This is a genomic window from Halobellus inordinatus, assembly GCF_024498335.1.
Classification (GTDB): domain Archaea; phylum Halobacteriota; class Halobacteria; order Halobacteriales; family Haloferacaceae; genus Haloquadratum; species Haloquadratum inordinatus.
In genome coordinates this window covers 2,330,104-2,355,536 of the sequence record NZ_CP101825.1, presented here as the reverse complement: position 1 = coordinate 2,355,536, position 25,433 = coordinate 2,330,104, and the positions used below count along the sequence as shown (strand labels likewise).

25 protein-coding genes and 1 pseudogene are annotated in these 25,433 nt (G+C 51.9%); 12 read left to right on the top strand and 14 right to left on the bottom strand.

The annotated features are described in order from the left end of the window. Positions 1 to 14 precede the first annotated feature (14 nt). Positions 15 to 353 carry a winged helix-turn-helix domain-containing protein gene (locus tag NO362_RS11990; protein ID WP_256545445.1) on the top strand — a complete coding sequence of 113 codons (339 nt, stop codon included), beginning with the start codon at positions 15 to 17 and terminating at the stop codon, positions 351 to 353. Continuing rightward, positions 354 to 674: a winged helix-turn-helix domain-containing protein gene (locus tag NO362_RS11985; RefSeq protein ID WP_256545444.1), complete on the top strand. Its 321-nt coding sequence runs from the start codon at positions 354 to 356 to the stop codon at positions 672 to 674. A 406-nt stretch (positions 675 to 1,080) separates the two neighbouring features. On the opposite strand, the gene NO362_RS11980 is transcribed toward NO362_RS11985, so the two are convergent. Together NO362_RS11980 and NO362_RS11975 are read right to left on the bottom strand one after the other, a co-directional pair. Continuing rightward, positions 1,081 to 1,980, bottom strand: coding sequence for a hypothetical protein (locus NO362_RS11980; protein ID WP_256545443.1), 900 nt, complete (start codon positions 1,978 to 1,980; stop codon positions 1,081 to 1,083). 99 nt (positions 1,981 to 2,079) lie between these two features. Beyond that, on the bottom strand, positions 2,080 to 3,105 hold the full coding sequence (locus NO362_RS11975) for an AlbA family DNA-binding domain-containing protein (RefSeq protein ID WP_256545442.1): 1,026 nt from the start codon (positions 3,103 to 3,105) through the stop codon (positions 2,080 to 2,082). 186 nt (positions 3,106 to 3,291) lie between these two features. Between NO362_RS11975 and NO362_RS11970 the strand changes: the two genes are divergently transcribed. Continuing rightward, a complete protein-coding gene (locus NO362_RS11970) occupies positions 3,292 to 3,759 on the top strand; it encodes a hypothetical protein (RefSeq protein ID WP_256545441.1) in 468 nt (155 codons plus the stop codon). Between the two features lie 16 nt (positions 3,760 to 3,775). After that, positions 3,776 to 4,384, top strand: a complete 609-nt coding sequence (locus NO362_RS11965) for a hypothetical protein (RefSeq protein WP_256545440.1) — start codon at positions 3,776 to 3,778, stop codon at positions 4,382 to 4,384. A gap of 9 nt (positions 4,385 to 4,393) precedes the next feature. Here NO362_RS11965 and NO362_RS14665 read toward each other — a convergent pair. After that, positions 4,394 to 4,549 (bottom strand): annotated as a pseudogene (locus NO362_RS14665) (restriction endonuclease); the annotation flags it as partial. Positions 4,550 to 4,680: 131 nt separating this feature from the next. Continuing rightward, complete coding sequence (locus NO362_RS14605) at positions 4,681 to 4,953, bottom strand: HNH endonuclease (protein WP_369335105.1); 273 nt, start codon at positions 4,951 to 4,953, stop codon at positions 4,681 to 4,683. Between NO362_RS14605 and NO362_RS11960 the strand changes: the two genes are divergently transcribed. Continuing rightward, positions 4,837 to 5,112, top strand: a complete 276-nt coding sequence (locus NO362_RS11960; RefSeq protein WP_256545439.1) for a hypothetical protein — start codon at positions 4,837 to 4,839, stop codon at positions 5,110 to 5,112. The two genes, NO362_RS14605 and NO362_RS11960, sit on opposite strands and share 117 nt — an antisense overlap. A gap of 373 nt (positions 5,113 to 5,485) precedes the next feature. On the opposite strand, the gene NO362_RS11955 is transcribed toward NO362_RS11960, so the two are convergent. Genes NO362_RS11955 through NO362_RS11935 form a run of 5 tightly spaced genes read right to left on the bottom strand, consistent with a single transcriptional unit; the run spans position 5,486 to position 8,545 of the window. Continuing rightward, on the bottom strand, positions 5,486 to 6,436 hold the full coding sequence (locus NO362_RS11955) for a hypothetical protein (RefSeq protein WP_256545438.1): 951 nt from the start codon (positions 6,434 to 6,436) through the stop codon (positions 5,486 to 5,488). Beyond that, positions 6,433 to 7,158, bottom strand: coding sequence for a DUF8168 family protein (locus NO362_RS11950; RefSeq protein WP_256545437.1), 726 nt, complete (start codon positions 7,156 to 7,158; stop codon positions 6,433 to 6,435). Before NO362_RS11950 ends, NO362_RS11955 begins: the two co-directional genes overlap by 4 nt. 55 nt (positions 7,159 to 7,213) lie before the next feature. Then, a complete protein-coding gene (locus NO362_RS11945) occupies positions 7,214 to 8,077 on the bottom strand; it encodes a hypothetical protein (protein ID WP_256545436.1) in 864 nt (287 codons plus the stop codon). A 5-nt stretch (positions 8,078 to 8,082) separates the two neighbouring features. After that, positions 8,083 to 8,211, bottom strand: a complete 129-nt coding sequence (locus NO362_RS11940) for a hypothetical protein (RefSeq protein WP_256545435.1) — start codon at positions 8,209 to 8,211, stop codon at positions 8,083 to 8,085. Next, complete coding sequence (locus NO362_RS11935) at positions 8,204 to 8,545, bottom strand: twin-arginine translocation signal domain-containing protein (protein WP_256545434.1); 342 nt, start codon at positions 8,543 to 8,545, stop codon at positions 8,204 to 8,206. Before NO362_RS11935 ends, NO362_RS11940 begins: the two co-directional genes overlap by 8 nt. Positions 8,546 to 8,754: 209 nt before the next feature. On the opposite strand from NO362_RS11935, the gene NO362_RS11930 reads away from it, so the two are divergent. Beyond that, complete coding sequence (locus tag NO362_RS11930; protein ID WP_256546639.1) at positions 8,755 to 8,967, top strand: hypothetical protein; 213 nt, start codon at positions 8,755 to 8,757, stop codon at positions 8,965 to 8,967. Next, positions 8,964 to 10,610 (top strand): hypothetical protein, encoded by a 1,647-nt coding sequence (locus NO362_RS11925; RefSeq protein ID WP_256545433.1) that lies wholly within the window; start codon positions 8,964 to 8,966, stop codon positions 10,608 to 10,610. Before NO362_RS11930 ends, NO362_RS11925 begins: the two co-directional genes overlap by 4 nt. Before the next feature lie 126 nt (positions 10,611 to 10,736). On the opposite strand, the gene NO362_RS11920 is transcribed toward NO362_RS11925, so the two are convergent. Then, entirely contained in the window at positions 10,737 to 13,901 is a 3,165-nt protein-coding gene (locus NO362_RS11920) for a hypothetical protein (protein WP_256545432.1), read from the bottom strand. Between the two features lie 237 nt (positions 13,902 to 14,138). Here NO362_RS11920 and NO362_RS11915 point away from each other — a divergent pair, with 237 nt between their 5' ends. Continuing rightward, positions 14,139 to 16,106 carry a transposase gene (locus NO362_RS11915; protein WP_256545431.1) on the top strand — a complete coding sequence of 656 codons (1,968 nt, stop codon included), beginning with the start codon at positions 14,139 to 14,141 and terminating at the stop codon, positions 16,104 to 16,106. A gap of 418 nt (positions 16,107 to 16,524) precedes the next feature. On the opposite strand, the gene NO362_RS11910 is transcribed toward NO362_RS11915, so the two are convergent. Then, on the bottom strand, positions 16,525 to 16,935 hold the full coding sequence (locus tag NO362_RS11910) for a GIY-YIG nuclease family protein (RefSeq protein ID WP_256545430.1): 411 nt from the start codon (positions 16,933 to 16,935) through the stop codon (positions 16,525 to 16,527). Positions 16,936 to 17,391: 456 nt separating this feature from the next. Here NO362_RS11910 and dcm point away from each other — a divergent pair, with 456 nt between their 5' ends. Next, positions 17,392 to 18,843: a DNA (cytosine-5-)-methyltransferase gene (gene dcm / locus NO362_RS11905; protein WP_256545429.1), complete on the top strand. Its 1,452-nt coding sequence runs from the start codon at positions 17,392 to 17,394 to the stop codon at positions 18,841 to 18,843. A 25-nt stretch (positions 18,844 to 18,868) separates the two neighbouring features. Here dcm and NO362_RS11900 read toward each other — a convergent pair whose 3' ends face one another. Continuing rightward, entirely contained in the window at positions 18,869 to 19,972 is a 1,104-nt protein-coding gene (locus NO362_RS11900; protein ID WP_256545428.1) for a restriction endonuclease, SacI family, read from the bottom strand. 5 nt (positions 19,973 to 19,977) lie between these two features. Continuing rightward, positions 19,978 to 20,175: a hypothetical protein gene (locus NO362_RS11895; protein WP_256545427.1), complete on the bottom strand. Its 198-nt coding sequence runs from the start codon at positions 20,173 to 20,175 to the stop codon at positions 19,978 to 19,980. 112 nt (positions 20,176 to 20,287) lie between these two features. Between NO362_RS11895 and NO362_RS11890 the strand changes: the two genes are divergently transcribed. Further along, positions 20,288 to 21,334, top strand: a complete 1,047-nt coding sequence (locus NO362_RS11890) for a hypothetical protein (protein WP_256545426.1) — start codon at positions 20,288 to 20,290, stop codon at positions 21,332 to 21,334. Here NO362_RS11890 and NO362_RS11885 read toward each other — a convergent pair. Beyond that, positions 21,324 to 21,461: a hypothetical protein gene (locus NO362_RS11885; protein ID WP_256545425.1), complete on the bottom strand. Its 138-nt coding sequence runs from the start codon at positions 21,459 to 21,461 to the stop codon at positions 21,324 to 21,326. The two genes, NO362_RS11890 and NO362_RS11885, sit on opposite strands and share 11 nt — an antisense overlap. 148 nt (positions 21,462 to 21,609) lie before the next feature. Here NO362_RS11885 and NO362_RS11880 point away from each other — a divergent pair, with 148 nt between their 5' ends. After that, the gene (locus NO362_RS11880; RefSeq protein WP_256545424.1) at positions 21,610 to 23,691 is read left to right on the top strand and encodes an AAA family ATPase; all 2,082 of its coding nucleotides are present in this window, start codon (positions 21,610 to 21,612) and stop codon (positions 23,689 to 23,691) included. 4 nt (positions 23,692 to 23,695) lie between these two features. Next, positions 23,696 to 25,027, top strand: coding sequence for a hypothetical protein (locus NO362_RS11875; RefSeq protein ID WP_256545423.1), 1,332 nt, complete (start codon positions 23,696 to 23,698; stop codon positions 25,025 to 25,027). Positions 25,028 to 25,433 lie beyond the last annotated feature (406 nt).

Genomic DNA, 25,433 nt, shown 5'->3' with positions numbered 1-25,433 from the left:
TATGCGATTCACCTATGGTACGAAGTTACAGAAATGCAACATCGTTGCGTATGAAGCGTAAGAGTGCAGATTGGATGTCGGTCTGGGATGACCGGATTCTTGAGCTTCTGCGGGAAGAAGGCCCAAATTCCCCTACGCCAATTTCTAAGCACAAGTACATTCACGTGACTGCTTCGCAGGTCTCTCGACGACTGCGACGGCTCGCTGAATACGGACTTGTCGAACCGTACCCGAACGGCGTCTATGGGATTACGACAGACGGTGAGTTCTATCTCGACGGAGAACTTGACGCCTCAACGATCGGTGAGGAAGACGACAATAAAGAGAACGGAGACGCTCACGCGGAGGCGTAGATGCTCAAATCGTCGCCCTGGATGCTCCTCCTCGATGATCGCATCTTAGAACACCTCGATGAAGGCCCGGAGCTGACGGCCTGGGAGGTCGCTGTCGATCTTGATGGACGAGCAGCGTTAGTTCGACAACGCTGCGAAATCTTAGCGGAGGCCGGCTTCCTACATCGGCGTCGCCGCGACGGTCTTGACGATCGCTACTCGATTACGACTGATGGGCATCTCTATCTGGAAGGCGAACTGGATGCGAATCTCCGACGGCCGATTCCAGCTCCGCGGCCGCCGCACGCTGTTCGTCCCGGGTGGTGGGCCGGGTTTGGATAGGTAGTTGATGATTTGCTAAATATCGGTGTTTACTCCTCACATCCTCCTCGACAAATATGACGACGAGTTCCATCAAGGGACAAGCCTTTCAGCTCTATCATTGGCCGCTGCTTACCGCAGTTATCGCACATCCCTTCTTCGACAATGTCCCAGTCCTCTATCCGTAGATCGACATCAACGGAGGAGTATTCAGGGTCAGGACATTTTTTTGAATCCACTTGCGGTAGGTTTGGACCGCGTCGGTCTGAGCGTGGTGATTCCTGATCAAACGCATCGAATGTGCAAGCCCAATCGCAAGCTTGGCAGCGTAGAAGTTGGGTAAAGGACTTCCATTTCTCAACGACAGCCTCAGATTCACAATTAGGACAGCCCCAACTACACTCACCCCAATCGTCGATGTTCTGTACTAATTCATCCATTGCTTGAGAACATCATTTGCAGATTGTCTCATCAGCGCTAATTTCGGTACTTCTAATTCTTCTCTGTCCAGTAGGCCTTCGACTTTTTCACCCTTGTCTGTATGCTTGATCCGATTTACCATCTTTCGCCAGTTTCCAGCCTGCTCCTCATCTAAGGGCGTATTTTTAGCTATTAATTGATCTCTCTCGTTTCTCTCTTGGTACTTCCCAGAGAAGAGGATATTTTCACAGACGTAGTACAGATTGGCGGCAGCTGTCCATAGATCAGATGAAAGAGCATCATCATACATATGAAGAGCAATCCGGATATCCATCTCGTCGTCAGTCGCGACCTGCTTTGACCGGTAATACCTAACAGACTCAAAGATAGACATCACGTCACCGGTAACATCCACTTCATCAGGGATCTCGTCTAACCCTGAGAGTGCAATCGCAAAGTTTCCCGCAGAGAGATCTCCTCGATAATTCAAGGCATCCTTCTCATATGTAAAAGCCCCGCCGACCACTTGACCAGGGCTCTGTGAGAGGAAGACCGGCTCGTCGATACACAAATTGAGGGAGATCAGGAAATCAAAGATATCAGCGTGTTCTCTCAGTGGTGGGTCGATCGTTTCGAATAGTCCGTTCGAGATTATCCACCAGTGTCGCTCGGGATGATCTACAGTATGCTTTTTCCGTATTTTGTTGTCGCTGGTAACTACTCGCCGCCCGCGGTGAGCTTGTTCGTTGATCCATATATCGACTGGATTCTTTTGCTTGAGGGACAGAGACTCTATTCCAGGACATTTGATTTGAGATACCTTCTCCGCCTTTTGATCGACCTTCGATTGATTTCCCGTTCGCGTCTGGCTTACAGGGCGGAGATAGGCAGGTATGTACGTGGTCATCTCCGCGAAATCCAACGGCATACAGTAAATATGTGTTGGGGTATACAAGTCAGAAAATCTACACTCGTCTGAACCCTTCTATCAGTACTTTATTCAAAACTATCTGGTGTTCTCTTCTTCTAATCTCTCTATCTCCGATGTCAGTTCTGGGCTTATCTCTCTCGTTGATTTCTGCACCTCCGAAAGTTTCTGCATAATCAGTGGTCCCAGTCCGAGATAATCCATTTCTTCCTTTTCTGAATTCCAGAAAGAGACTGTGATTGTCCAAATTCGGAAATCACCCCAGTCATCACTTTTCTCAGTACCAATCTCTGGATGAAGGACCTCCGTTCTGAGTCGCCGAATTAGTTCATTCGTGGATCTAATAAGCTTATACTGCTCTTGTAGTTGCTGATAGACATCCTGACTAATGATCTCAATAAGTTGTTCATCAAGTGCGGCATCCCAAGCATCGGTCGCAAGTAGGTCAATCACATAGTGATCGCTGTCGACTTGGTGATTTTGTTGAAGCTTCCGCAGTAATTTACGACCCCCTTTGGCAGATTTGTTGTTTAGATCGAGCTCTTTTTCCAAGGCTCGAAGATATTGGAGTACGCGTTGTTTCTTTCGCTCTCGTTCTCGACGGTTTTCGTAGAGACGATCAAGCTGCCAGCGGTCCGTTTCCGGCTCTATAGGATCGCTTTCTTCTCCATTTCGCCTATAGATCACCCCGTCGTTCATTATGTGAGGAGGTACTCGACTTTCTGGTACTTCAATAATCAACACACCCCAATCAGTATACTCGGGATTCCTAACGAGCTGGATATCGAAGTCGGGGACCGGGTCAACTCTGGTTTTCACCCAGCGGCGTACCGTTTCTTTGAGACCGTCGTGTTCGGTTAGATGGATCCCGATCGGGCTCGCCGCTTCATTATTGAACTTCTCCGGAACGCCAAGGAAGAGCCATCCTCCATACGTATTTGCGAAAGAGGCGATGATTTTTGCGACGGTGTCTTCCGGTTGGTTTGGAAATTGACGCTTATATTCTACGTAGTACCCCTCTGAGACGCCGTCCTTTTCCAATGTGTTCAAATCATCAAACTCGATTTCTGCGACAGGCTTGTCAAAGGGATTGAAGTCGACCATAGTCCTCCAAGTCAGTTCGAGAACATTAGTGCTGTCCTGACTCTCCTGAGGTTATTGGCACCCCGGAACGATCCCATCTGGATGATCTGATTCATCTATTCGTCCTATTTAACTGAACCCAAAAGATATACGCTGAAGAGATTATTATGAAGACGCAGACGGACGCCCGGCGTCTCAGCTAAAATAATGGCCCAACAAGACCAGATTGGCGACCGTGCTGAATGGGTGCTGCGGATCCTGTACGCGCCAGTCAAAGGAAAAACTGCGGTCCCGATTGTTGGAATCACTCGGTTGATGAAGGCCTGCTTTTTAGTCCATAAGAAGCTGGACGCAGAGGAAGGCATCCAGACGGATTTCAGTTTCTATCCTGGAGACTACGGGCCAATTGATGACGAAGTCTATTCCACGTTGGAGAGACTTCAGTCGCGAGGTCTCGTGGAGGAAAGAGAGAGTAGGAAATATGATGGCACCGAGTATGTTCTTACCACCGAGGGGATAGATAGGGCTGAGGAACTCTTCGAAGAACTCTCAGGTAGTGAAAGGGAGCTATTGTCCTGGATAAAAGGCAAACACGTACTCAAACCCCTTTCCAAGCTTCTCAGCTTTGTGTACAACAGATATCCAAAGTATGCTGAAAACTCTAAACTGACCTAGCACATTCCAACGAGATATGGTAGGTGCCACTATTATCGCGGGGATGTTCGGATTTTTGGGAACGCTCTTTTTGGGATTCCTCTATACGACTCTCTGGACTTGGCGACATTCGGCGTCATTGGGTGGGGACGACGAGGAGCGAGTGGTAGAACTCGAAAGTCATCAGAAGAGCAAGCTGGATGACGAACTAACGAAGCTATTCATAAATATTGATGGACGGTTAGACAGCCGGGATGATCTCCCTCCGGATATAAATGAAAGAGATCACATCGCGAATGTGATTAACAGAGAGATTGGTGAAGAAGATATCAGGCCAGTCGTTGATGAACTGGATTCCGTAGACCAGCCTGTTTCGATATTCGACGACCACCGGAACGCGTATCGAACGGCGTCGCGCGATTTTATGTGGGGAGGACTCGCTACGCTCGCTCTTGCTGGATCAATGGCGGTAGTGACGGTATGGAACGGCGATCCATTCTCTGATTCGATTGCGTCATTCTTCTATTTTTTATTGATACTTGGAGTGGTCAGCAAGGGATATGATGGTGTCCAAAACTTCCTAAAAGCGCAATCTCTCAAAGACGAATTTGAGGATCTCTGGCGGAAATACAAGCGGATTGATTGACAACTTCCCCACCGCCGATTCCACGATCTCGATCTCCTCATCGGTCAGCCCGTACAGTTCGTAGACGATCTCGTTGATCAGGTCGTCGGTCCGCTTGATCTTCCCGTCTAACTCCGCAGCGCGCTCTTTCGCCTCAATGTATCGCCTCAGTCTGTCAGCGATATCGATACCGCCCCGCAGCCGACGCACGCTGTGAAGCCGGGATGGAAGGTTGGATTGGGATAACGCTGTCTGCTATGTGGCCGTAAGTCGACTCCTGAAAAAGAACCACTGAGGGAGGATTCGTAGATGGGGAGTTACTCATCAGGGGGCCACCACTCTAAACGTTCGTTACGTCGTCTCAGATATTCTTGAGAAGGTGGTTCTTCGGGGAAGGCCACTGAGTCGGTGTCAACGAGTGTCTGCTCAAGGAAAGAGCCCAGGCCTGAGACATCTGGTCGAGTTACGACCTCGTGAGCCTCTGTGATTGTAAACAGCTCCAAATCAAAGGCACGATGATGGGTGTAACAGAGGAGAATTCCGTTGTCGATATCTCCTCGGGGTTCCTCGAACTCACTCCACGGAAGAATATGGCCTGCCTGAAGCAAGCCTGGTCTGGAGATATTGCACAGCAGGCACGTGTCGTTAAACCGATCTCGAACAGCCGCACGGAAATCGGCCTGTCCTTGCCGCTGAGCGCTTTTTGTTTGAACACTCCCAGTTTGGACCTCACTATTGCTATCGTCTGAGCTGTTTTCAGATGAACTGCTGTTTGAACTGAGTCGTTGCCGAGCCCTGTCAGCCTCTACGGACAGCTCCTCCTCGTTACCATAGAAATCCTCCCAGATTTCAAGACATCCTTTACTGATATTACTTAGCCCCTGTGTATTTCGGGGGTCAAGATATCGATAATTCCCTAACCTAAATACAACTGCGTCCGGCGATCTACCGATTAGCTCGGCTACTTTCTGGATCTCTGGATCACTTGAATCTTCTACGATGTCAGGGTGATTAAGGTATAGCTGCTCTCTGAGCTCTATATTCTTGACACGGTTGAGTGGTTGGAATCAATCCTATTTTCTCACAGATTGCGTATGTTTATTCTCGTGAATCACCCCCTGATTAGGCCGATGTATCAGATTCCTTTCCATAACCGGCCAGTTCGCTGCCGTTCATCTCCGGCTCCTCGGTCTCGATCGGCTTCACGCGAAGTTCGCCGAACCCATACTTCGAGTGGGTCCCGACTCGGCGTATAGCATTCTTCGCCGTCTCGATTGGCGAATCGCCCGCATATCCGACGACTTGGCCGTGGTCGAGGGTCACGAGGTCGTAGATTTCTCCTTGCTCGACGATCTTCTCTGCACGGCGACGGAGTCCATCGTCGTGATCTACCGACCACCACCACGGTACTGTATCTCCATCTGCGCCGGGATACTCACTGTCTACAACGTACGGTGACACCAGCTCGAGGAGGTAGGCATCTGCGCCTCGCAGCCGGGAGTAGTCTAAGGCCTCCAGATCCACGACCTGCGTATCCTTCAGCCGGACACTGCCGTAGCCGTAGTTCCGCCTGCCACCGAACTGGATGCCATCGAGCACGTCCTCGCCCAGCGGCAGCGTATCAGGGTCATCGGCGTGCAGATAGGCGTGGATGAACCACGACGTCGTCTCTGTCTGCGCGTATGCCTTCTTAGGACGTCCCATAATCGTCTCGTGAGCTAATGCCATCTCACCACTCTGTGGCCGGAGATCGTGCGTGTTCAGCGCGTCCCTCGCACGGCTGTCGAGCAGCCAGTGATGGTGGGGGTTCCGGAAGAGGAACAGGTCGTCGTACGCCTCGACATCGGGCAATGTCGCGCCCATATACGGGAGTATCCCGTCCTGCGCGTGTTCTTCGGGATACGTTCCGAACTGACCGGGGACGAACATCCCGTGACTGGCGTTCAAACGCTTGGCATCGTCGTGGGTGAGCTGGTGCCCGATCGCGTGAAGGATCGCGTTCCCGCTCACGTAGTAGGGATGGCCGATGTAGTCCATCTCCAACTCCCAGTGGACTTGCTGAATGCGGGTCATAGACCGTACTCCTCCTCGAAATTCTCGATGTACTGGAGTGCGGTACTCCACGCACCGATCCGGCGAAGGTTCGCGTCCAGCACCATCGCCTGCTTGTTCTGATCGATTTTCAGAGGATTCGCGGTCAACCGCATCCACGTGGCCGCCCACGACCGCCACGGTCGGCTACCCAAGCGTGCCCACGGACGCCCGCCTGATTCCGAACCAAGCCGGAGCGAGAACTGTTCTCCGGCATAGATCGTCCGAAACGGCTCGACTTCGTCTGGGTCGTCGACGATCAGCAGGAGGTCCTCGAACTCCTGGTCCTGCTGGTAGGCGTCGAGGAGCGCCGCCACGAGCAGTGTGTGGTACTTCAGGCTCGTGTACGGGTAGTAGACCGACTCGTTGAATCCGCTGGCCACGTCAGACGTGAGCCACGTCCGATGTATCGTCTCTGGGTCGGAACTCGTCAGCAGGTCGCTGATCGCTTCTGAGAGCATCGGACGAGCGAAGTCATCTGGGTCGTAGGCGCTCTCTCCAGTCAGCAGCGACAGCCGGTAGTGGGTGTCGTGATTGTCAACCGTCTTCTCGGGTTTCCCAGGTGGCCGACTCAACGCCGACGCATCCGCATCTGCGCCGTGTGGGGTTGGCTGGTTGACCGGTACACCAGCGAACGTGTCCGGAGCAGTCCTATGCGGTTCGCCGTTGAGCTTGTGAGCATCGTGGCGATAGGCTGCGACCATAGGGTTCCGGTCTCCGACGTTCTGAAAGTCGCTGAGTGTCGCGTTTTCCGTCATCCTACGGCCCCTCCGCGATGCGATCTTCGAGTGTTTCCACGAAGCAGGGGCGGTACTCCTCTGCCCACCGCTCGTCTTTCCCGTCCATCGCGTTCGTGTTGCCCTTTCCGCGGTCGAAGACCCGCTTCAGCTCGCGCTCATCGTACAGTGGGTTGATGAGCTCACAGTCGACGATTCCCGCCCCGAAGTTGCGGGCACCGCCCAGTTGGTGCATAAAGTCGGTGCGATGCTCGTCGAGGAAGTCGATCGCCTCGGCGAGTAGGCCGACGAACTCGGGCTTTGTTTCACGGAAGGACAGATGCCACGCACCTTCGAGATTCGCAACGGCGTCGATCTCGACGTTCCGTAGCGGCTCGCGGTTGTCATCTCGATTCCGGGAGACGACGTTCCGGTTCAGCCGTCGATAGTGGCCTTCGGCTTGGCCGCGCGTGTAGTCGACGTTCGATCGGACCGGCGAGAATTGGATCGGTCGGCGCATCACCTTGCCGGGAACGCCGCCGAAGCCGCCGAAGAGGTCGAAGACGACACAGCCGTCGTCTTCCTTCGGGTCATCCGTACACGCGCCCTTCTCGTGGTAGCCGGCGTCGAGATCGCGGTCGTAGACATCGGCTTTCATAAAGTTCGCGTTGGCCTCTCCAGGGTGGCAGGCTGTCCCGCCGTATTCTTGGACGATTTCTTCGATTCCGTGGCGAAGCCAGCCCGACAACGGGAAGGCAGGGATGATCCCGCCGATCTGGTTCTGCGGGTCATCATCCTCGTAGTTGCCGCTTGAGGCGTGATGGCGGTCGGTCATTATGCTGTCACCGATCACCAGCAGGTCGGTCTGAAGCCGCACGAACACATCGCGGTCTATGTCTTCAATCATCGGCGCTATCGGTCCTTGAGTGCCATTTCGAGCGCGTCGAGACTACCATAGCCGACGCCGCCGATACAGTACTCAGGGTATGTTTCACCGTCCTCAGTTCGGACGATGCGAGCGGTCACGCGTGGCTCAGGCATCGGATTCCTCCAAGAATTTCTCAAGCCGGCGCACCGCTTCTTCCAGTTCTGCTTTGGCCGGTTCTGCTCCTTCGCCTCTGGTGGCGATCAGATGAATGCGGGCAGGGATGATTTGTTCTTCGTAGATATCAGCACAGAACTCTTCTTCGGACTGTTCTGGCTCACTCGAACTGGTGGCTGTGTTGCTTGGGGCAGAGCCAAGAACCGACAGTGCAGCTGCAGCGCCGAGGAACTGGCGGCGTGAAACGTCGCCGTCCTCTTCGTCGTTGTTTGTCCGACTCTCTTCGCTATCCGTGCCGGAATTCTCAAGTCCGGCGGACTTCTTCGTTAGCATGGGTTCTTTATCGGGAACCCAGCCCGAGTGCGGCAACACTCGGGCATTTCCTACGTTGGTAATGCCCCACGGGGCTGGGAATCCTCATCAGATATTACTGTTTGTAGTCACTTATAGATTACTACTCACAGTAACCATTACTGTTAGCAGTAATTAAGTGACCATAGATAGTAACAGAGACTATGGCAAAAGACAATCAAGCACACGATATGGTAGACGACCAATATCGGGGAATTCTCACTGAACGTGAGCGGGAAATAATCAAAGGAGAAGCAGATGTGTCCGATAATTATCGTTATAGAGTAGTAAGTCGGGTTCGAACGAAAATTGAGAATCTTAGCCAGGATGTGGAGATTCTCTCTGAAAATCGAGAGGATTTACTTGAGGAGTTACGTGAAGTTGTTTGTAATACCCAAGAATGAGTTTCAACCAACCACAGAGATTATTTAATCTAACCCCTAAAATGCCAAACAAGGCAAAGATAGCGGCTGTAGGTATAATTATTGGTGCTATAGCTGGTACGTATTCTGCCCTATATACGGAAGTTCCTGCGCTGTACTTTTCAGCATTAGCAACCGTTCAAGGTTCGATTTTCGGTGTTGTTGCTGCCATTTATATTCTCAGTCGCCAATTAGCTGCTTCAGAGTACTCCTCACACGCACTGTCCACTTTTCGACAAGAAGGGGCATATAAAAAAATCGTATCCATATTCGGGATCTCGATTCTAATTGATTTGGCAGCAGTAGCTACTATTAATTTAATTCAGGTGAACTTCCTCTACAGAGTTATCACAACTTCTACTACAATTGGATTTGCGATTGTGAGCTTTGTTCTTCTATATTCAATGAGGAACGAGTTACTGGACCATATTGATGTCGAGAGTGTTGAAGAAAATATTAAGAGAGGAGTCAACGGCCGCAATTGGCAGGCTGAAATAGCAAAAGACACTGGATTCCCGTTCTACCAATATTTTGAAACTACACGATCAGCGATTAGAAATGATGATAGACAGGCGGCGTATACTGTATTTGAAAGTCTAATATCCGAAACAAGCTCAAATCTGGACGATCATTTGTCCAGTAGCCCAAGCTTGTCAGAAAATTTGGAAGATGGGTACGTAAATCTGGTTAATGAGGTCAAGGCAGTGGGTGTTGTGGCTGCAGAAGAAGGTTATACGGAAATCTTACCACCAGTAATCAAATGGCTGAACGGAACTGGTGAAAAGTTCAGTAATCTCCCGAGTGAACGGGTTTCAGACAAAGTAATTAGAAGCGTCTCTACAATACATCACAAGCTGATTCCGTCAAGTCAGCTGGATACTATTGGGACTGGAGTTTGGTGGGGGTATAGTGAAGTCCTCTCTGCGTCGGCAGAGGCTGATCAAGAAGACCCAATCCGCTCAGGTACATATGCAATTGGAGATTTGATAGCAATTGCCTCTGAGGAGCACGAAGAGTTTGATGTGGATAAATCGTCGTACTCACTTATTGTTCGTATTTTATTGACTCAATTTATGGATTCTTGGAATCAACATGCTAAAGAACACTTATCGGATATAAATCATAGCGACCTACTATACGGAGATCCAAAATCGATGGAGCCAGGTGAGTTTGAGTATAATCATAACTATTTCGAAGATACGTTAAGATCTGTATCAACCCATATAACGTCAGCTGATAGGAGTTTTCCTCTTCCAACATCCGGCTTTCACAGTATGTGTGATACGATTGTGGAGGGTGTGGGTGATCTGGCAAAGAAGGCCTCAGAAAACGGCCAGCCAAAAATTGTAGAATACTATTTACTGACCGCTGTGCTAATTGCCCATGGGTTTGATGATTTTTCTCAATCAGCACCAGACGTGCGAAATTCTTTCGTAGAAATATACGAATATAATGATTGTTGTCAAAGAAAATTTGAATCAGTGATTGACCTCTGCAAGGATGAAGCTCAACTTAGACAGCAGAAAGCGTACTTTCATTACACTGGAGCATTTGTTCACCAAGATTACGAAATCAGTGAATTAGAAGAATACGCTGATGAATTGGAAGACTGGTTCGGTATTTGAACTAATCTATTGAACTCAGTTATTCTATACGCTAATACGGGATGTAGTGCTGAATACAGCGCGCAAATCAGCCACGGACTCACGGCTGAGTGTGAACAGTTGCGTCGGTAGATACTGATAGGGTACTCATCCGTTATTTCCTTGCAGATTTTGAATCTCAATCAATAAGGCTCGTACTGTTGAAACAGCAGCGATGTGTCTCTGAGTAATTTCGGGCTCATCAATGTCCTCATCCACCTCAACAGTTGGGGGCTCACGTACTCCTGCAACCGGTAACTCTGTAGCATCAATGACCGGATCTTCGCCTCGGAGTAACTGGACTTCCGAATACAGTTCCCGGTACTCTCGGTCTGACTCATTAAGATGTGCTCTAACGAACTCGTCAATATCCGCGACCGGAAGGTCCGATTTGAGTTCGGGTTGTATCTCTGCGATTGCCAGCAGGTAGGTACCGGAGCGGACGCCGAAGTACTCCTTGAGTTCAGTATCATCGATGGACTCGATATACTGCCACACATCTCGGAAGCAGTTCATCGCGTTCTCAATGTCTTGTCTAAAAATGTGATCCATCCCAATCACCTGCAATCCAGTGGCAGCATCAGCTGCATCAATAGCTTCTAAATTAAATCGGAGTCGGAGCAAACGTCCCAATACTGCCCCTGTAATCTCATCTTTTGGGTTGACGTAATTGATCGCATCATCGATCAGCTCAACTGCTTTCTCAGGGGCATTCCCGTGATCCTCAAAGTAGTTCACCGCTCTATTCACATACTCGCCGTATGCGTAGTCTGGAATTTCGTCAGTTGCAAGTTCGAATCCCGTCGTGTATGCATCCATCGCCGACTTAATGTTTCCAGCCCGGGTGTGCAAAGAGCCAAGGGAGAAATACAACGAACTGGACTCATAGTCGTCATCATTATTGGCCAACCATTCTGCTGCGTTGTCAAACCCGTCAGCCTCAGCAATTTCCCAAGCCTCGTCGATAATCTCTTCTACGGCTTCTGAATCTGGATCAACGGGTTGGTTATGAGTTTCAGGTGAGAACTGCTTACGCGGAGCGAGGAGCGCATTATATACATCATCGATGGACTCAATTTCATCCGGCGTTTCACGCTGGATTTCAGCCATCAGTCCTTCGAACTCGTTTACGGGGCCGTACTCTGAAAGAAAGCGCGCATACCGTTGTTTCGTCTTGATTGAGTCAGATTCCTCCATAGCCCGTTCATGAAATGACCGCGCTATCCCAATTTTATCAATTTGTTCGAAGAACAATGCACTCCGTTGGTACACTTTCGGGTCGTCAGTTTGCTCAACAGCCTGTTGGAGTAGTTTACGAGCTTTGGTAATTGATCGCCGGCTGATCAGGATCTCAGCCCACCTGACTCGTATTCTTGCTTCGAATGTTCCTGAATCAGCAAGATCAATCGCTCTCGTGAAGGCCCTATCACAGATTCGTGACTCGTCCAACATATCCGCAGCAACAGCATATTGAATATAGCTCTTTGGAAGATCTGGCTTTGCCTGGATGGCCCATGCAGCTTGTTCAAGTGCTTCCATAGGCCGGTCGTTAAGACCGAGGTATCCGGCGTAATTGATGCGCAGTCCGCAGCGGATATCTTCGTCAACCGCCCCTGTTCGGGAGTCATCAAGAACGTATTCAGCCACATCTTCAATCAGGTCCTCATCCTCGACTTCCGGATCAGCGAGAAGGTCAACCGCGAGATTCATCGCAAGCCCGATTGCGCGTTCGGTATCGATGACTGCAGTCGCGTCCCCAAGCAGGAATGATGCAAGATCGTCATACAGAGTCTCGAAGTCCTCATCCACTGCTTCGATTTGAATCGCATGGATCTGAATCTCATCACGTGAGCTGCCGGTGGTAAGCCACTGTTTTCGGTCCAGGCGGTCTATTGCGGGATCGAACTCGAGCGGATCCCCCTCGAAGACTGTCTCGAATAGTCCCTTAACCAGTGGGGTCTGGATCTGGTCAGTAACGGTCATAAGTAACCGAATGGCCATTAGAACTCGCCGTTCGTTTGGGGCGGAGTCTCTGATATTTTGGTACTGGTCCTCCCAGATTTGGAGCCCAAATGCAGGGATGTCTACAATATCTGAGACATTGATCTGGTCGACATTAGGTGCGACTTCTGTCGCAAGGTATGAACATGCCGAGTCGATGTAGAATGGGCTCGGGTGGCCAACTTGCACTTGGCGTATGAGCCATTCATAGGCTGTTTCCGTTAGTGAAAGGTCATATGCAGCAATCTTCTCGTCGAGAATCGTCGTGAGTGTCTCATCTGTGAGTGGCTTGAGACGAGTGACATCGAACGTCTGCCAGACAGGATCATCACGACGCTGGTCGATTTGGGGAAGCCTTGAGCGTTGTTCGCTCCGACAGGAAGCAAGAACATACAACGATTGATCTGGGTCAAGCACTTCGCCAAGTTTCAATACAGTTTCGTAGAATGCATTTGCGTCACCAAATCGACTCAGATGGTGAATATCATCCCAGACGAGCAAGACATCGCCTTGATACTCTCTTGAGAAGCTCGCTTTGATATCATCAACCCGTTGTGCTGCGTTTGTGGGTATCAGCACCTCTGTGACACTGCCGGAATCTATGAGCCGTGTTGCTTGGTGGAATAGACTCCATGACTTTCCACTTCCTTTCCGACCGAGGAGAAGTTGCTGTTGGGGAATTGGACCCTCTAATTCGGGCCGTTCTACGAGCACGCCGTCATCAGGCACAGTGAGCTGCTCGCGAAGCAGTTCGATGGCTGAGTCAAACTCATCAGCATCAAACACGCGATAATAGTTTGACTGGCGGATGTCGTCGCGAAGCTGCGTGACGTCTGCTTTAAGTTGCCGCAAATACTCAAGAACGATCGGCGAGCCACCATCAGACTGGGCTACGAGACGAGTTTCCAGTTCCTCAAGATACGTGCGAACAAGTTGTTCGTGTTCCCGATCACAGTCTGAGGGTAACTCACGAGCGACTGCAACGATAATTTCGTCCCTGGGGCGTCCCCTGAACGCATCATAGCCGTCCCCGTTAGTGGCACGGGCGAACGCCGTCCGAAGTTCGCTTGGCGTACAGTCAGTCCCGTCTGTGACGGCTTGGGCAGCGAGCAGTGGCGTGTTCTTCTCTCCACTGGTCTGTTTGATCCAATCATAGCCGCGACTTCCGACTTCAGCAGCAATCGCGACAGCCGCTGCCTCAAAAACGGGCATTTGTTGGAAATTGAGAGATGGCGACAGGTCAAATTTCTTTCCGTCGGAGACTGCAACCATCAGCTGGGGTACGCAAAATCGTGTTACTGGTTCAGCCTCACACACTACCGTTGGGAAGCTCGTATCTGACAGAATCTGTCTCCCCAACCACATCGTACTCTAATTTCAACGTGCTAAGCTGAGTAATATGATGTCTTAGATTTGACCACGGATTTTATACTCAGTCAGTGTACTCCAATCTATAATGACTGTACACCGGCCTCTATTTTTTCACTCACATCACCGAGGTGATGACCGGTGACTGTGAAGTCTTCGCGCCGCCGCCATAGGAACGGTAGCCAGCGCGAGATCTATCCTCTGTCGACGATTACGGTAGCTGAAGACGGCAGTCTTGAGATAGACTGCATTTTCTACGATGACAACGACGACGATCGTGACTTTGAGGCCGCCTATGATGAGGCACAGACAGTAGGAACAGCGACGACACCCGCATTCAAGCAAGTCGCACCAGATGCCGACAGAGAGGCTACGTTCGAGGATCTAACTCCCCGTCAGCAGAACGAACTTCTGGAGAAGTTAGACCGGCGTGTATTCGATATCGCTGCTGACTATCCGATGAGTGCTTTTGAGCCGGAACTCAAGGGCGGGAGCCAAAAGAGTAGAGGAACCAATATTGACGCCCTCTGTCGGGCTTATTACGCGAAGTGTCTACATCCGGGACTCGATTCGCGTGCTGATCTCGTACGATTCCTCCAGCACTTTGAGGGCAAACTCGAAGCGATGGGATTTGAGGCAGACCAGAATGATCCCTACGCAACGGCACCAAGCCGGGGAGCTATTGGTCGGTTCTGTACGCAACGGGTAACCCCCGACACGCTCGACCGGATCGAACAGTCAGTCAATGGGTTTCAGCGACCACTGGCTAAGGAATTCGGTCTGGCAGCTACTGAAAATCCAGATGCGATGGCCCTGCGGAAGGAAGCACCAGTATCGAACGAAGAGGTCCGAAGGGCCTATCGCCAGCTCGTAGGCGAGTTCGATGCCGTCCGAGACGAACGGGATCAAGCCAAAATCACCCATCCACAGGACTCGCTGTTCAGCATTCTCTCAGAGGCCAGTGCGAACAAGACGAGCTGTAGCGATATGATCGAGGACCGCGATCGTCCCGAAGAGCAGCGAGAGTACGAACACATCTACCCGCACCTCGACAACGAACCGGGCGACATCTCGATAAAGGGGTTCTTCGAGGCTCTCAACGCGAATTCGGCGACGGGCTATATGAAGGACTTCGAGCAGATTTTCCGGAACTTCCTCAAGCGAGCCAAACGGAACGGGATGTTTGCTCGCCCCGTCGACGTGATTATTGACGGGACGGACTTCGTCTTCCACCCGAAGAACTGGGAAGACGGAAAGCCGCAACTCCCGGAAGGCACTGTCGGGACGAAAGGCGGCGAACAGGCCTACAAGTTCATCACGATCAGCGTCTACGACCGCCAGCACAACAAGACGATGAAGCCGGTCGTCTTCCCAATGCGCGAACGGTCGCTGCGCTACGCTGCTGTCCACTATCTCGTGGAATTCATTCGAGACTTTATGTCGGTTCGAGAGGTCTTCGCTGACAGTGCATTCGCCTCTGGACCGATTCTGAATTACTTCGAGAAGGAAGGAATCGACTACACGTGTCGGTTCCGGATGAGCGGGTCCAAAATCAAGACCTGGATCAAAGGGCTGAGTGGACAGCGAATCACTGGGGCGAGAGACTACACGATCAACACGAACAGGACTCATCCTCACCGCCACGAGACGCGCCTGATTGCTCGTCGCGTGAAGCGAGGCAAAACGAACCTCAGCCTACCGGAAAGCCAGACTCCACTCGAGGACTTCGTCAGTGACAGCGGACAATTGGAGCTGGAGGATTTCGAGGACCACGACGTCGACGACTACGACGGGCCGTGGTTCGTCTACGTCACCAGCCACGACGTGCCAAATGAACGCGAATCGGTCCAGAAGAAGCTCAAGGACTACGCTAAGCGATGGAACGTTGAAACGGACTATCGGGTCGTGAAACAGAACTTTATGCCGTTCACGAACACCGATAAGTACGCTATCAGGGTCCTGTTCTGGCTCTGGGCCGTCGCCCTGTACAATGCGTGGGTCCTCGTGGATATGCTGATCAAAATCTGGCGGGGGTGGGATCTCTCCGGCGACTACCGTATCCGGTCAAAACCGTTCCGCCGTGAAATCACGGCTGTCGACTACGGCTGATCCTCGGAGCTCACCCCGTGTCAACTTCCCTGTGAGCTACAGCGCCGTTCTCTAACCCCGTGTCAACTTCCCTGTGAGCTACAGCGCCGTTCTCTAACCCCGATTCTCGACCGAAAACCCGCATCTGACGGTGGATTTTCATAATATTCTGGACTGGTACTTCGTGTGCCCCCAAAATCTACCAGAAATATTAGTATTTCTGGGTGTGATCTGGCGTGTAGAACTGGCTTAGGTCAGAGAGCAGTATAGATCAAGTGCGACTATATGTTCGTCGCGTGTCCAGGGATCAGCCATATGCTGATTCTTGTAATGTCTTATTTAAAATTCTAATGATGAAACGGACTGTATTGCCCGATTCACGGTTTGCCCAAAGGAGAATGGTTCTATGACACACTCAGTAGGGGGTACCACACGCTCGTTATCGAGAAGAGTACCGTGGATCCAGTTCTTTCTCCAGCACGCGCTCTATAAGACGTCGACGGCTCCTGTCTTGGATTTCGACGTATTTCACCTTCACTCGTTCCCAGATATTCCCATCCCGCCCTTTTTGCTTGCCTTGGTAGATGTCGATCTCGTCGTCCTCCTCGACCAAACCTAAAAGTTGACTCCCGTCAGTTCGTCGAAAGTGGTCACTGACGCGTCTGATCAGCTTGGCCGTGTGTCCAACGTAAAGCAGCTCGCCCGATTTCCTATCGTACAATCCGTACACAACTGGAAGTTTGGTTTTCTCCCCCTCCTGGAGACGGAACTCGCGAATCAGTCGGAGATCTTCGTCGTTCAATTGGTCGCCAAATTCATCGATCGTCTCCTCGGAGATGTACTCGTCCAAACGCACTGAACAGGCCTTCTGTTGCGTAGAATATCAAATTGGATTTGATGTACATAATGTGAATCGATACACGAAATCAAGTACGGGTCTCGATCAGTGTTGGAGTCGCGATGAGTCCAAGGAATTCCCAAAACAGCAGCTCCTACTCGTTCCCTTCCGCTTCGTGAATGCGATTGTACGTAATTGACAGCTCATCGCTCTCTTCGATTTCAACAAGAAAGACGTCTCCTTCCGAAATGTCGTGTTCTCTCTTTAGTTCGGCCGGAATAGTCAAATCAAGCGACTCAGTACCGTGACGACCGCGGGCTTTGACGGTGAAAGGTGCGGGCACGAATCGAAATCGCAGAGGTGTCCCTAACGTACTTTGTGTGCATTATGTACATAATTTGATTGCGGAGAAACGCTTCCGCGGTGAGAACACCTTTGTAGTCTATCGGTCAACTGTGGGTAAAGAGTATGAGCGGGCCTACAGCAATCAGCCTCTTCTCTGGCCTCGGCGGTATCGATATCGGGGTACACCGGGCCGGAATCGAGACTCTAGTCACGCTCGATTCGGACAGCTATTCGGCTGATTCTCTGCGAGCGAACAGTTCTACGTACGATGAAGGCATCAAGGGCCAGAGTGCTTCCTACGAGTGGACCGTTATCGAAGACGACATCCACGATGTAACTGCTGAGGAACTCCTCGAAGCGGCCGGGACAGACGATATAGACTTCATCGTCGGCGGTCCACCTTGCCAGACGTTTTCCCGATCGAACGAGGGAAACCGGGAAGGAACTGATGCTGCTCGGGGGATGCTCTTCGAGGAGTATGCCCGCTTGCTCCGGAAAATCGAACCCCGCGCATTCATCTTCGAGAACGTTCGCGGGCTTGCTTCAGCGAACAACGGTGAAGACTTCGAGATCATCAAAGAGGAGTTCGCTCAGTCGGGATACACTATCAACGACGACGTCCTGAATGCGGCTAACTTCGGAGTGCCACAGACGAGAAAACGGCTATTTATTATCGGATTTAGGGGAGAGGAGAAACCGTACTTCCCCGAACCAACCCACGTTGAGGCGAAGAACGCGCTGACCGGCAAGCCGTCTTGGGTGACCGCGCGAGAGGCCCTGAGTGATTTCGACCTCGACGCAGATCTCACTGAGGAAGGCTACGAGAACGCCGTCGGTGGACAGTACGGCTACCTACTGAAGAATATCCCGCCAGGAGGGAACTACCAGCACTTCACCGAACGGAAGTACGATCCAGAGAAGGGCGAATACGTTGAACGCGACGAGGACGAACTCGACGCGAAGGTGTTCGATTGGCGATCCCGACACTACAATTACCTCCTGAAGCAGGATCCCGACAGACCGACCTGGACGCTTCAGGCGGCACCGGGGACGTATGTCGGGCCTTTCCACTGGCGATCTCGTCGGTACTCGTTCCTTGAACAGATGCAGCTGATGGATATTCCAGTCGACTACGAGATCTGTGGTCCGCCAAGAGAAATACAACGACAGATCGGGAACGCCGTTCCTCCTGGTCTCATTGAGGCTGTAATCCGATCGCTGTCCGATCAGCTTGGGCTGGCGACCAGCGATTACAAAGAAGAAGCCTCGAATGCAACGATTCGCGCTGACGGTGGTGATGGTTCTCACGACCTCGATGGCACCATTGAAATTGAGAGTAGCCGCTCACCGTGGCGACACGCCGAGGATGCTCTAATCAGAATACAAAAGGGCGAACAGGTAGCTGTCCGCGGACGAGGAAAGAATATCGCGCGAGTCATTGACGTTCTGGAATTGATACGGCGACGTGCGGAGAATAACGTCGAAGTCGAGTTAGAGGAGACTGTTATCGATAAGCCCGAGGGAACGAAAAGCGACGTTCTTTCCGCGCTTAATGCTGAGATCGCTCCGAATTAGCGACGGTACGAGCCGCTTCGATTTGTCACAGCGACTCGATGATTTCTTTCCAGTCGGATTTGCTCTCTTCTTGAGCGCGCATATCGTTCAAGAACTCGCCTACTGATTCTCGGAAACGCGTACGACCTGCCCTGCCTTGGAATTTCAAGCTACTGAGGAGATCGTCTGTGGTGATGACGACTACCTCAATCTCTGCGTCTTCGATCGTGTCTATAGCACGCTCTTCCTCGGTGTGGGACTGAAAGCCACGTCCAGTGATGAATAAGTATTCATCCAGCTTATGCGTCCGTCCGGTTGAAATCGAGTGCTGGATATCTGCTTTCGTTGCCGGCTTATCCTTTACTTCAGCCGCCTGTAACAGGACTTCCTCGTCTTCGTCTTCGAAGACTTCGATGTCGCCAGCCGCACTCGAGTTTTCGTCTGCCACATTCACGTGGTCAACCTTGATGAAGACATCCGATCGGTCAGCTACGAAGTACTGAGCATCGAGCACACCGGCAGCGACAGCCGCAAGCCGTTCCCCGGTTCCAGACCGTTCAAGATACTGTTCAACAGCCTCTTTGAGTTCAACATACGAGACGTCTGGTGGGTTTGCGTAACTGACAGTCGTCGGCTCCAGCTGTGAGACGACGTATAGCGTCTGTCGCAGCATATCGATCGGTTCTATTTCCCCTTCCGAGGACTGTTCTTCCAACTCTTCTAGAAGGCGAATTAGAGTCTGGTACAGGTCGTCGTTCCGAACCTCGTAATCGGTATTGAGTTCGGACTGCCGGTAATAGACGCTATTCGTCCGTGGCTCGTTTGATCCGCCCAGCCGCTCTCCGTTGTCTTTTTCCCAGTCTGTTACCACATCGGTAGCTAATCCGCCAGAGTTGAACGATCCCGGAAGTTCGCTCTGATCCTGGAGAGCGAGTGCGTGTATGTCTGGATTAACCGTTTTAGCGAGAACGTTCGTCACCAAGATATACTTGAACGTTCTTGTGCCGTATATTTCCGCGTGGAGGACTTCTCTCAGGCCTTGTCTAATTATGTAATCGTCGACGTAGGACGACTCATCACTATCTGTTACCTCTCTCCAAGTTTCTCGTAGAAGATCTTCCGCCTCACTGTGATCGATTTCCTTCGACATACAGCTTAGTTCCCTGACGGGAACGCGGCGAAGGCGCCAACTGATTCTTCGTGCACATATAAAACATAATGTACATCAAATTTCTCCAGCACTAGATCGAAGTACTCGTCAGCCATCCGTCGCGGATTCTGCACCTGGTAGAAGTCGTCGAGGACGAACTTCATCTGCTCGCGCTCCAGTCCGTCGGCGTGGACCTTGGCCACGTCCAGTTCCGCCTGCTCGAACTCACGTTCGTCAGAGTTGTCTCATTATGTCGATACTATTATTATTATCTTACTTATAACAAAAGCTCTCTAACACGTTCACTCCTATATTATGGCTTTCACAGACTCAATCCCTGGAATGACAGCTGGGGCAACAGCACGAAACGCTATTGTCGCATTCATATATGTGATTACCTTCCCACTTTGGATCGTATTCCTTCCACTGATCGTTGCGGTTCTCGTCTGGCAAGACTACGGCGGCCTCGCTGGGTCGCTGTCGGCAGTCCCGGGCATCTCTGCCGGTGGTGGGGCGGTATCAGGGATTGCTGCTGGAGTCTATTTATTGGTGATCTTCGCAGTACTCGGCGCTGTCCTACCCGGTGGTGGCAACTCAGGCGATATATCTGATGCAGCTGCGGGCGACGACGACCAATCCACTATGGCAGCGGATGGTGGCTCGGAGGCTGCCGCCGATGGCGGTGACACAGCCACGGCAACGTTGACTCCGACAGCGACATTCGCGCCAACAGCGACATTGACTCCGACAGCGACGGTGACTCCAACTGCGACGCCAACGCCCACACCAACACCGACACCTGTCCCTGCTGAAGATGGGGAATCGTACGCTTTGTCTGGGAGCGGCAACGATGTCAGTGACTCCTTCACGACCGAAGGCGGTCTGGTGACTTTTGACTTCGAGCACTCCGGAGAGTCGAACTTCCAGGTCCAGGCGGTGAGATCTGGTGGCGAGGAAGAGTACCTCGTCAATAATATCGGAGACTACGATGGACAGGTGGCGCTGAACTTGCCGGCCGGCGAGTGGCGATTGGACGTCACTGCAGATGGCTCTTGGAGTGCGAACGTCCAACAGCCACGGTTCAATCAGCAAGATCTCCAAGGGCTCCCCGCAGAATCCAGCGGTGTTCACGCAGCGTGGTTCGGCCCCTACGAGTTTGATGGCGGGAATGAGGTTACGTTCGAGATCGAGAACGACCGGCAGGCGGCAGTGTGGCTCGCCAATACCGACGGGCAGAAGGTCGATCTCCTCCACAACGAGATCGGGCCGTACGAAGGGTCCACACTCGTTACGGACAGCGGATATGGCCTGATCATCATCGACACCGATTCCGCAGAATGGCGTATTGAGATCAGCGAGTGACGGCGAATATCTCCATCTGGCGATTCATTACTGAAGTCGGCTCGTCGTACTTCTCCAGCGCCACCTCGAAGTACTCGTTGACCATCCGCCGCGGATTCCCCACCTGCTGAAAGTCTTCGAGGAACAAAATCAATACCACCACATCGAGGTTTGAGTCATCTACTTTCGGTAAATACCGCAACTCTATAAATTATTCACCCAGATGTCAGACTGGGACTCAGTCGATAGAAACTCTGGGAACAGTTTCAAGACCTGGCCTCTGTTTGCAATTTCTAATGCAGAATCTCTATCTGGTGATTGTCGGGGATGACTGGGCAGACGAATTCCAGCAGACGGTAGAAACCCCCGTAGAGGTCTCTGAGGACGCTCCTGACTTCGTCGAAGGCTCACGACGAGCTCGATTCTGGGGAGCTGCAGAAGGCAAAGGTGGAACGAAGCGAGCGCATTTCGACGAAATGGCCGAAGGGGACGGGATCATCTTCCACGACAACAACGTCGTCTTCGGTATGGGAAAGGCGGGCGAGAAGTACGATCCCGAAACGGAAGGACCCGCTGTCGGGGGCTGGCTGTGGAATAATCCGGATAGCAATCTCGTATTCGAGGTTCTGGACTATGTCTCTGATCTTTCGATCTCGATAGAACAGGTGTGGCGCGACTTGGGGTTCGAAGAGAGCTATAACCAGATGTACAGCTTCAAGAAGATCTCCGACGACTCTATCGACTCCATCCAGGACTCTTATGAGTCTCTCTCGGAGTTTTATTCGGATCTCACAGACGGGGACAAGACAGACCAGCCGGAGACCCTCGATGCCGATCCGGTGAGCCGCAAGGCGGCATACTACTGGGTAAACCAGAGCAATAACCCCGAAGAAATTGAAAATGGATTTCTCAAAGCACCTCTTGACAATTCTCCACACCACGACGTCAGAAAACTGGAAAAAGGCGATCTCGTGTTCAATTACCGAGACGGGGAACTGATCGCCTGCTCTGAGGTCACCACTCCACCGTACGTTGTGACAGACACGGATGGGAAGAAGCACCAGCGCGCGGGTATTGAGGTCACACATTTCGAGGAGCCACTTCGACTGTCCGAGATCTTCGAGTACCTGATGCGCGACGAGGTGAAGCTCGACAAATACTACCCGCTCAATCCCGCAGGAATCAATCAGCAGTATCTGTTCAACCTGAGCGAAAAGGCAGGTCAGTACATCCTCGAAGAAGCGCAGATGCCTGGCTCGAACACCGACCGGCTCGAGAAACGTCTCTCGCTCCCTGAATTCGACATCGAACTCCCGGACGGTCTCTACTTCTACGGTGGCGAGGAAACACGGCTTCGCCAGCAAATTCACGCCGCGCTACAGGCCGGAAAGCACATCATCTTCACCGGTCCGCCTGGGACGGGCAAGAGCCGTTTAGCGAAGGCGGTCGCAGAGCAGGCTGAAGAACTGGACAGCGTCGACGGATACACGTTCACCACAGCGACTGCAGAGTGGAGCTCCTTCGACACGATCGGCGGGTATGTCCCGTCCGACGGCGGCGATGAACTCAGGTTTGATCCCCGCCTCTTCCTCCGGTGCTTCAGAGATCACAACGGAACTGTGCAGAACCGGTGGCTGGTGGTCGACGAACTCAACCGAGCGAACATCGACAAGGCGCTTGGCCCGCTGTTTTCGGTACTATCGAAGGACTCTGTAGAACTACCATACGAGCGCAAAGGTCGGATTCGAGTCGATTGGGTCGAAGAGGATACCGATCTCTCTGAAATCGCTGCTGATGACGATCGGTTCCCTGTCACGCCAGCTTGGCGGTTGATCGGGACGATGAATACCTTCGACAAGACCTCACTCTACGATCTCTCATTCGCATTTATGAGACGGTTCAGCTTCATCCACGTCGGTGTTCCCGATTTGACCGATGACGAGGAGGTGATCGAACATAATCTGCTTGACCCGTCTGCTGGCCCAAATTACGGGACCGTCTGGCAACGGTCCAATCCTCATCTCGAAGACGTGATCGATCAACATCACCAAGAGGTGATGGTATTGTGGGCTCAGATCAACGAGTACCGGTCCCTAGGCCCAGCAATCATCCTCGACATCTTCGAGCAACTTGCGGCGTTCGAGGGCGGAGATCGCCGCTCCCCACTCACTTCTGCGGTACTCAACTACGTATTTCCCCAACTTGAGGGACTCAGACAATCCGACCAGGAAAGCCTCCTCAAAGAACTCGCCGAAGACGGAGAAATCAAAGCCGATTCCGGATCTGAATCGGTCGAGCTCCCGCTTGATATCTCCTACCTCAGGCAGAAAGCGAACGATATGTTCGATCTCGATCTGGACCAGATCTCCACGGAGTGAGCCGATGAAAACACCCGCTTCGGAACTGCGTCGCCACGTGACCGAGGAACTGATCACCTATCTGGGATCAGGGAGTCTGAATACCGGACAGTACGTCGACGCCGTCGACTACAGCGGCCTCAATATCGAATCGTTTGACGAACTGAAGCAACTGCATTTCGTGCTGTACAGCGACGTCGTGGAGTACATTGATCGACTCCCGGATCGGCTTCGTCGCATCAAGACGATTACCCGACAGCAGAGCGAAACTGTCCGAGGAGGCGTTCGAGGGGCGATCGACTGGCAACAGACTATCCGTGAGCGAGGTGCTGCAGGCTATGATGATCCGACGCTCTTTGTTGTCAGCAATCCGGCTGTCGAGTACGATATCCCAGAGAATCGCGTTCTCAAGAAGTTGCTCGCAGTCATCGCAGAGCCCCTTACCACACAGATCGAGTCGATCAACCAAGAGTGGCGCTCGATGTGGGATGATCGAGATATTGTCGGGCTGCAGCAAACACTGAAGCACAACATCTACCTCGACGCCCTGCCAGCTCCTGAAGAAATCAGTCTCTCAGAGCGAGACCTAGACACCGCTCGTCGCTCTCGCCATCAGCTCTATTCTGAGGGACATCGACTCTATCGCTTGTACGACGATTTGATGAACGATCGGTTCGCTCGTGAACCCGTTCGAGACCTCCTCAATGAGACCCTCATCGTGCCGGATCAGGACCATAAGGTATTCGAGCTATTCTGTGTCTTTGGGGTGCTCAGAAGACTACAATCGCGTTATCGGGATATACAGGTCCAACGGATCGATTCGGATTCATCCGTTCTCGCGTCATTCGACAGTCCTGACCAATACATCGAGGTGTACTACGACCAAAATGGACCTCTTCGATTCTTCGAGGAGTATCCCTCTGCTGTGGAACTTGATGATCCCACCATCCCTGATGTGTTATATCGGAATCGCGTAGCCCTCGATTCGTACGAAGACAGCTTGGAAACATTTCTCTCGAAAGGCACTCAACACAGCTTCTTCAACGGACGTCCTGACCTCCTGATCCTTCGATATGAGAAGCGCAAGGGAGGTTCAATCGGGGGGGAGACCCTTTCAGAAGTACTAATCGGCGAGATGAAATATACGCAGTCGGCCTCCACGTTCTCACAGGGCCTACGCCAACTTTTCGAGTATATATACTTCGTACAGTCGGCAGAGGGATACCTCTTCGACATCGGCAACCACAACCCAGAAATCACAGGCATCCTTTGTACCGATAGCGTGGACACAGAGACCACTTCGACGGACAGCATCACCCACCTCACGACGCAGACACTATTGGAGACCTGTTTCTAACTGAATCGCGAAAAGGAATCTCGGATAGACTATCGGTACTCCTCGACGAGATCGGCGGCGAATTTGAATTCGGACAGTTCTCCCTCAACGTGGCCTTGGTTCCGGCTCATCTCTCGATTGCTGTCCCGAGGTCGGCTAATTAATTGAGGCGGATCGCTTTAGCCGCACAGCAGTGCACCCATCGGTACGGAGTGAATACGGGATAGATCTCCTCACACTCTGGACAGGATCTAGGATAATACTGCTCAGTGACTCCTCTTTGCTCCCACTCCTCGACGGTCCCAATCTTGAGCCCGTCAAGGACGCTGCGGCTGATTTTCTCGGCTGCTTGTTGTCTAATTTTGGTTTAATCACGGCCGGTCCGGTGACCCTGGACATATTAGGCAAATGAGCCTGTGAACGAATA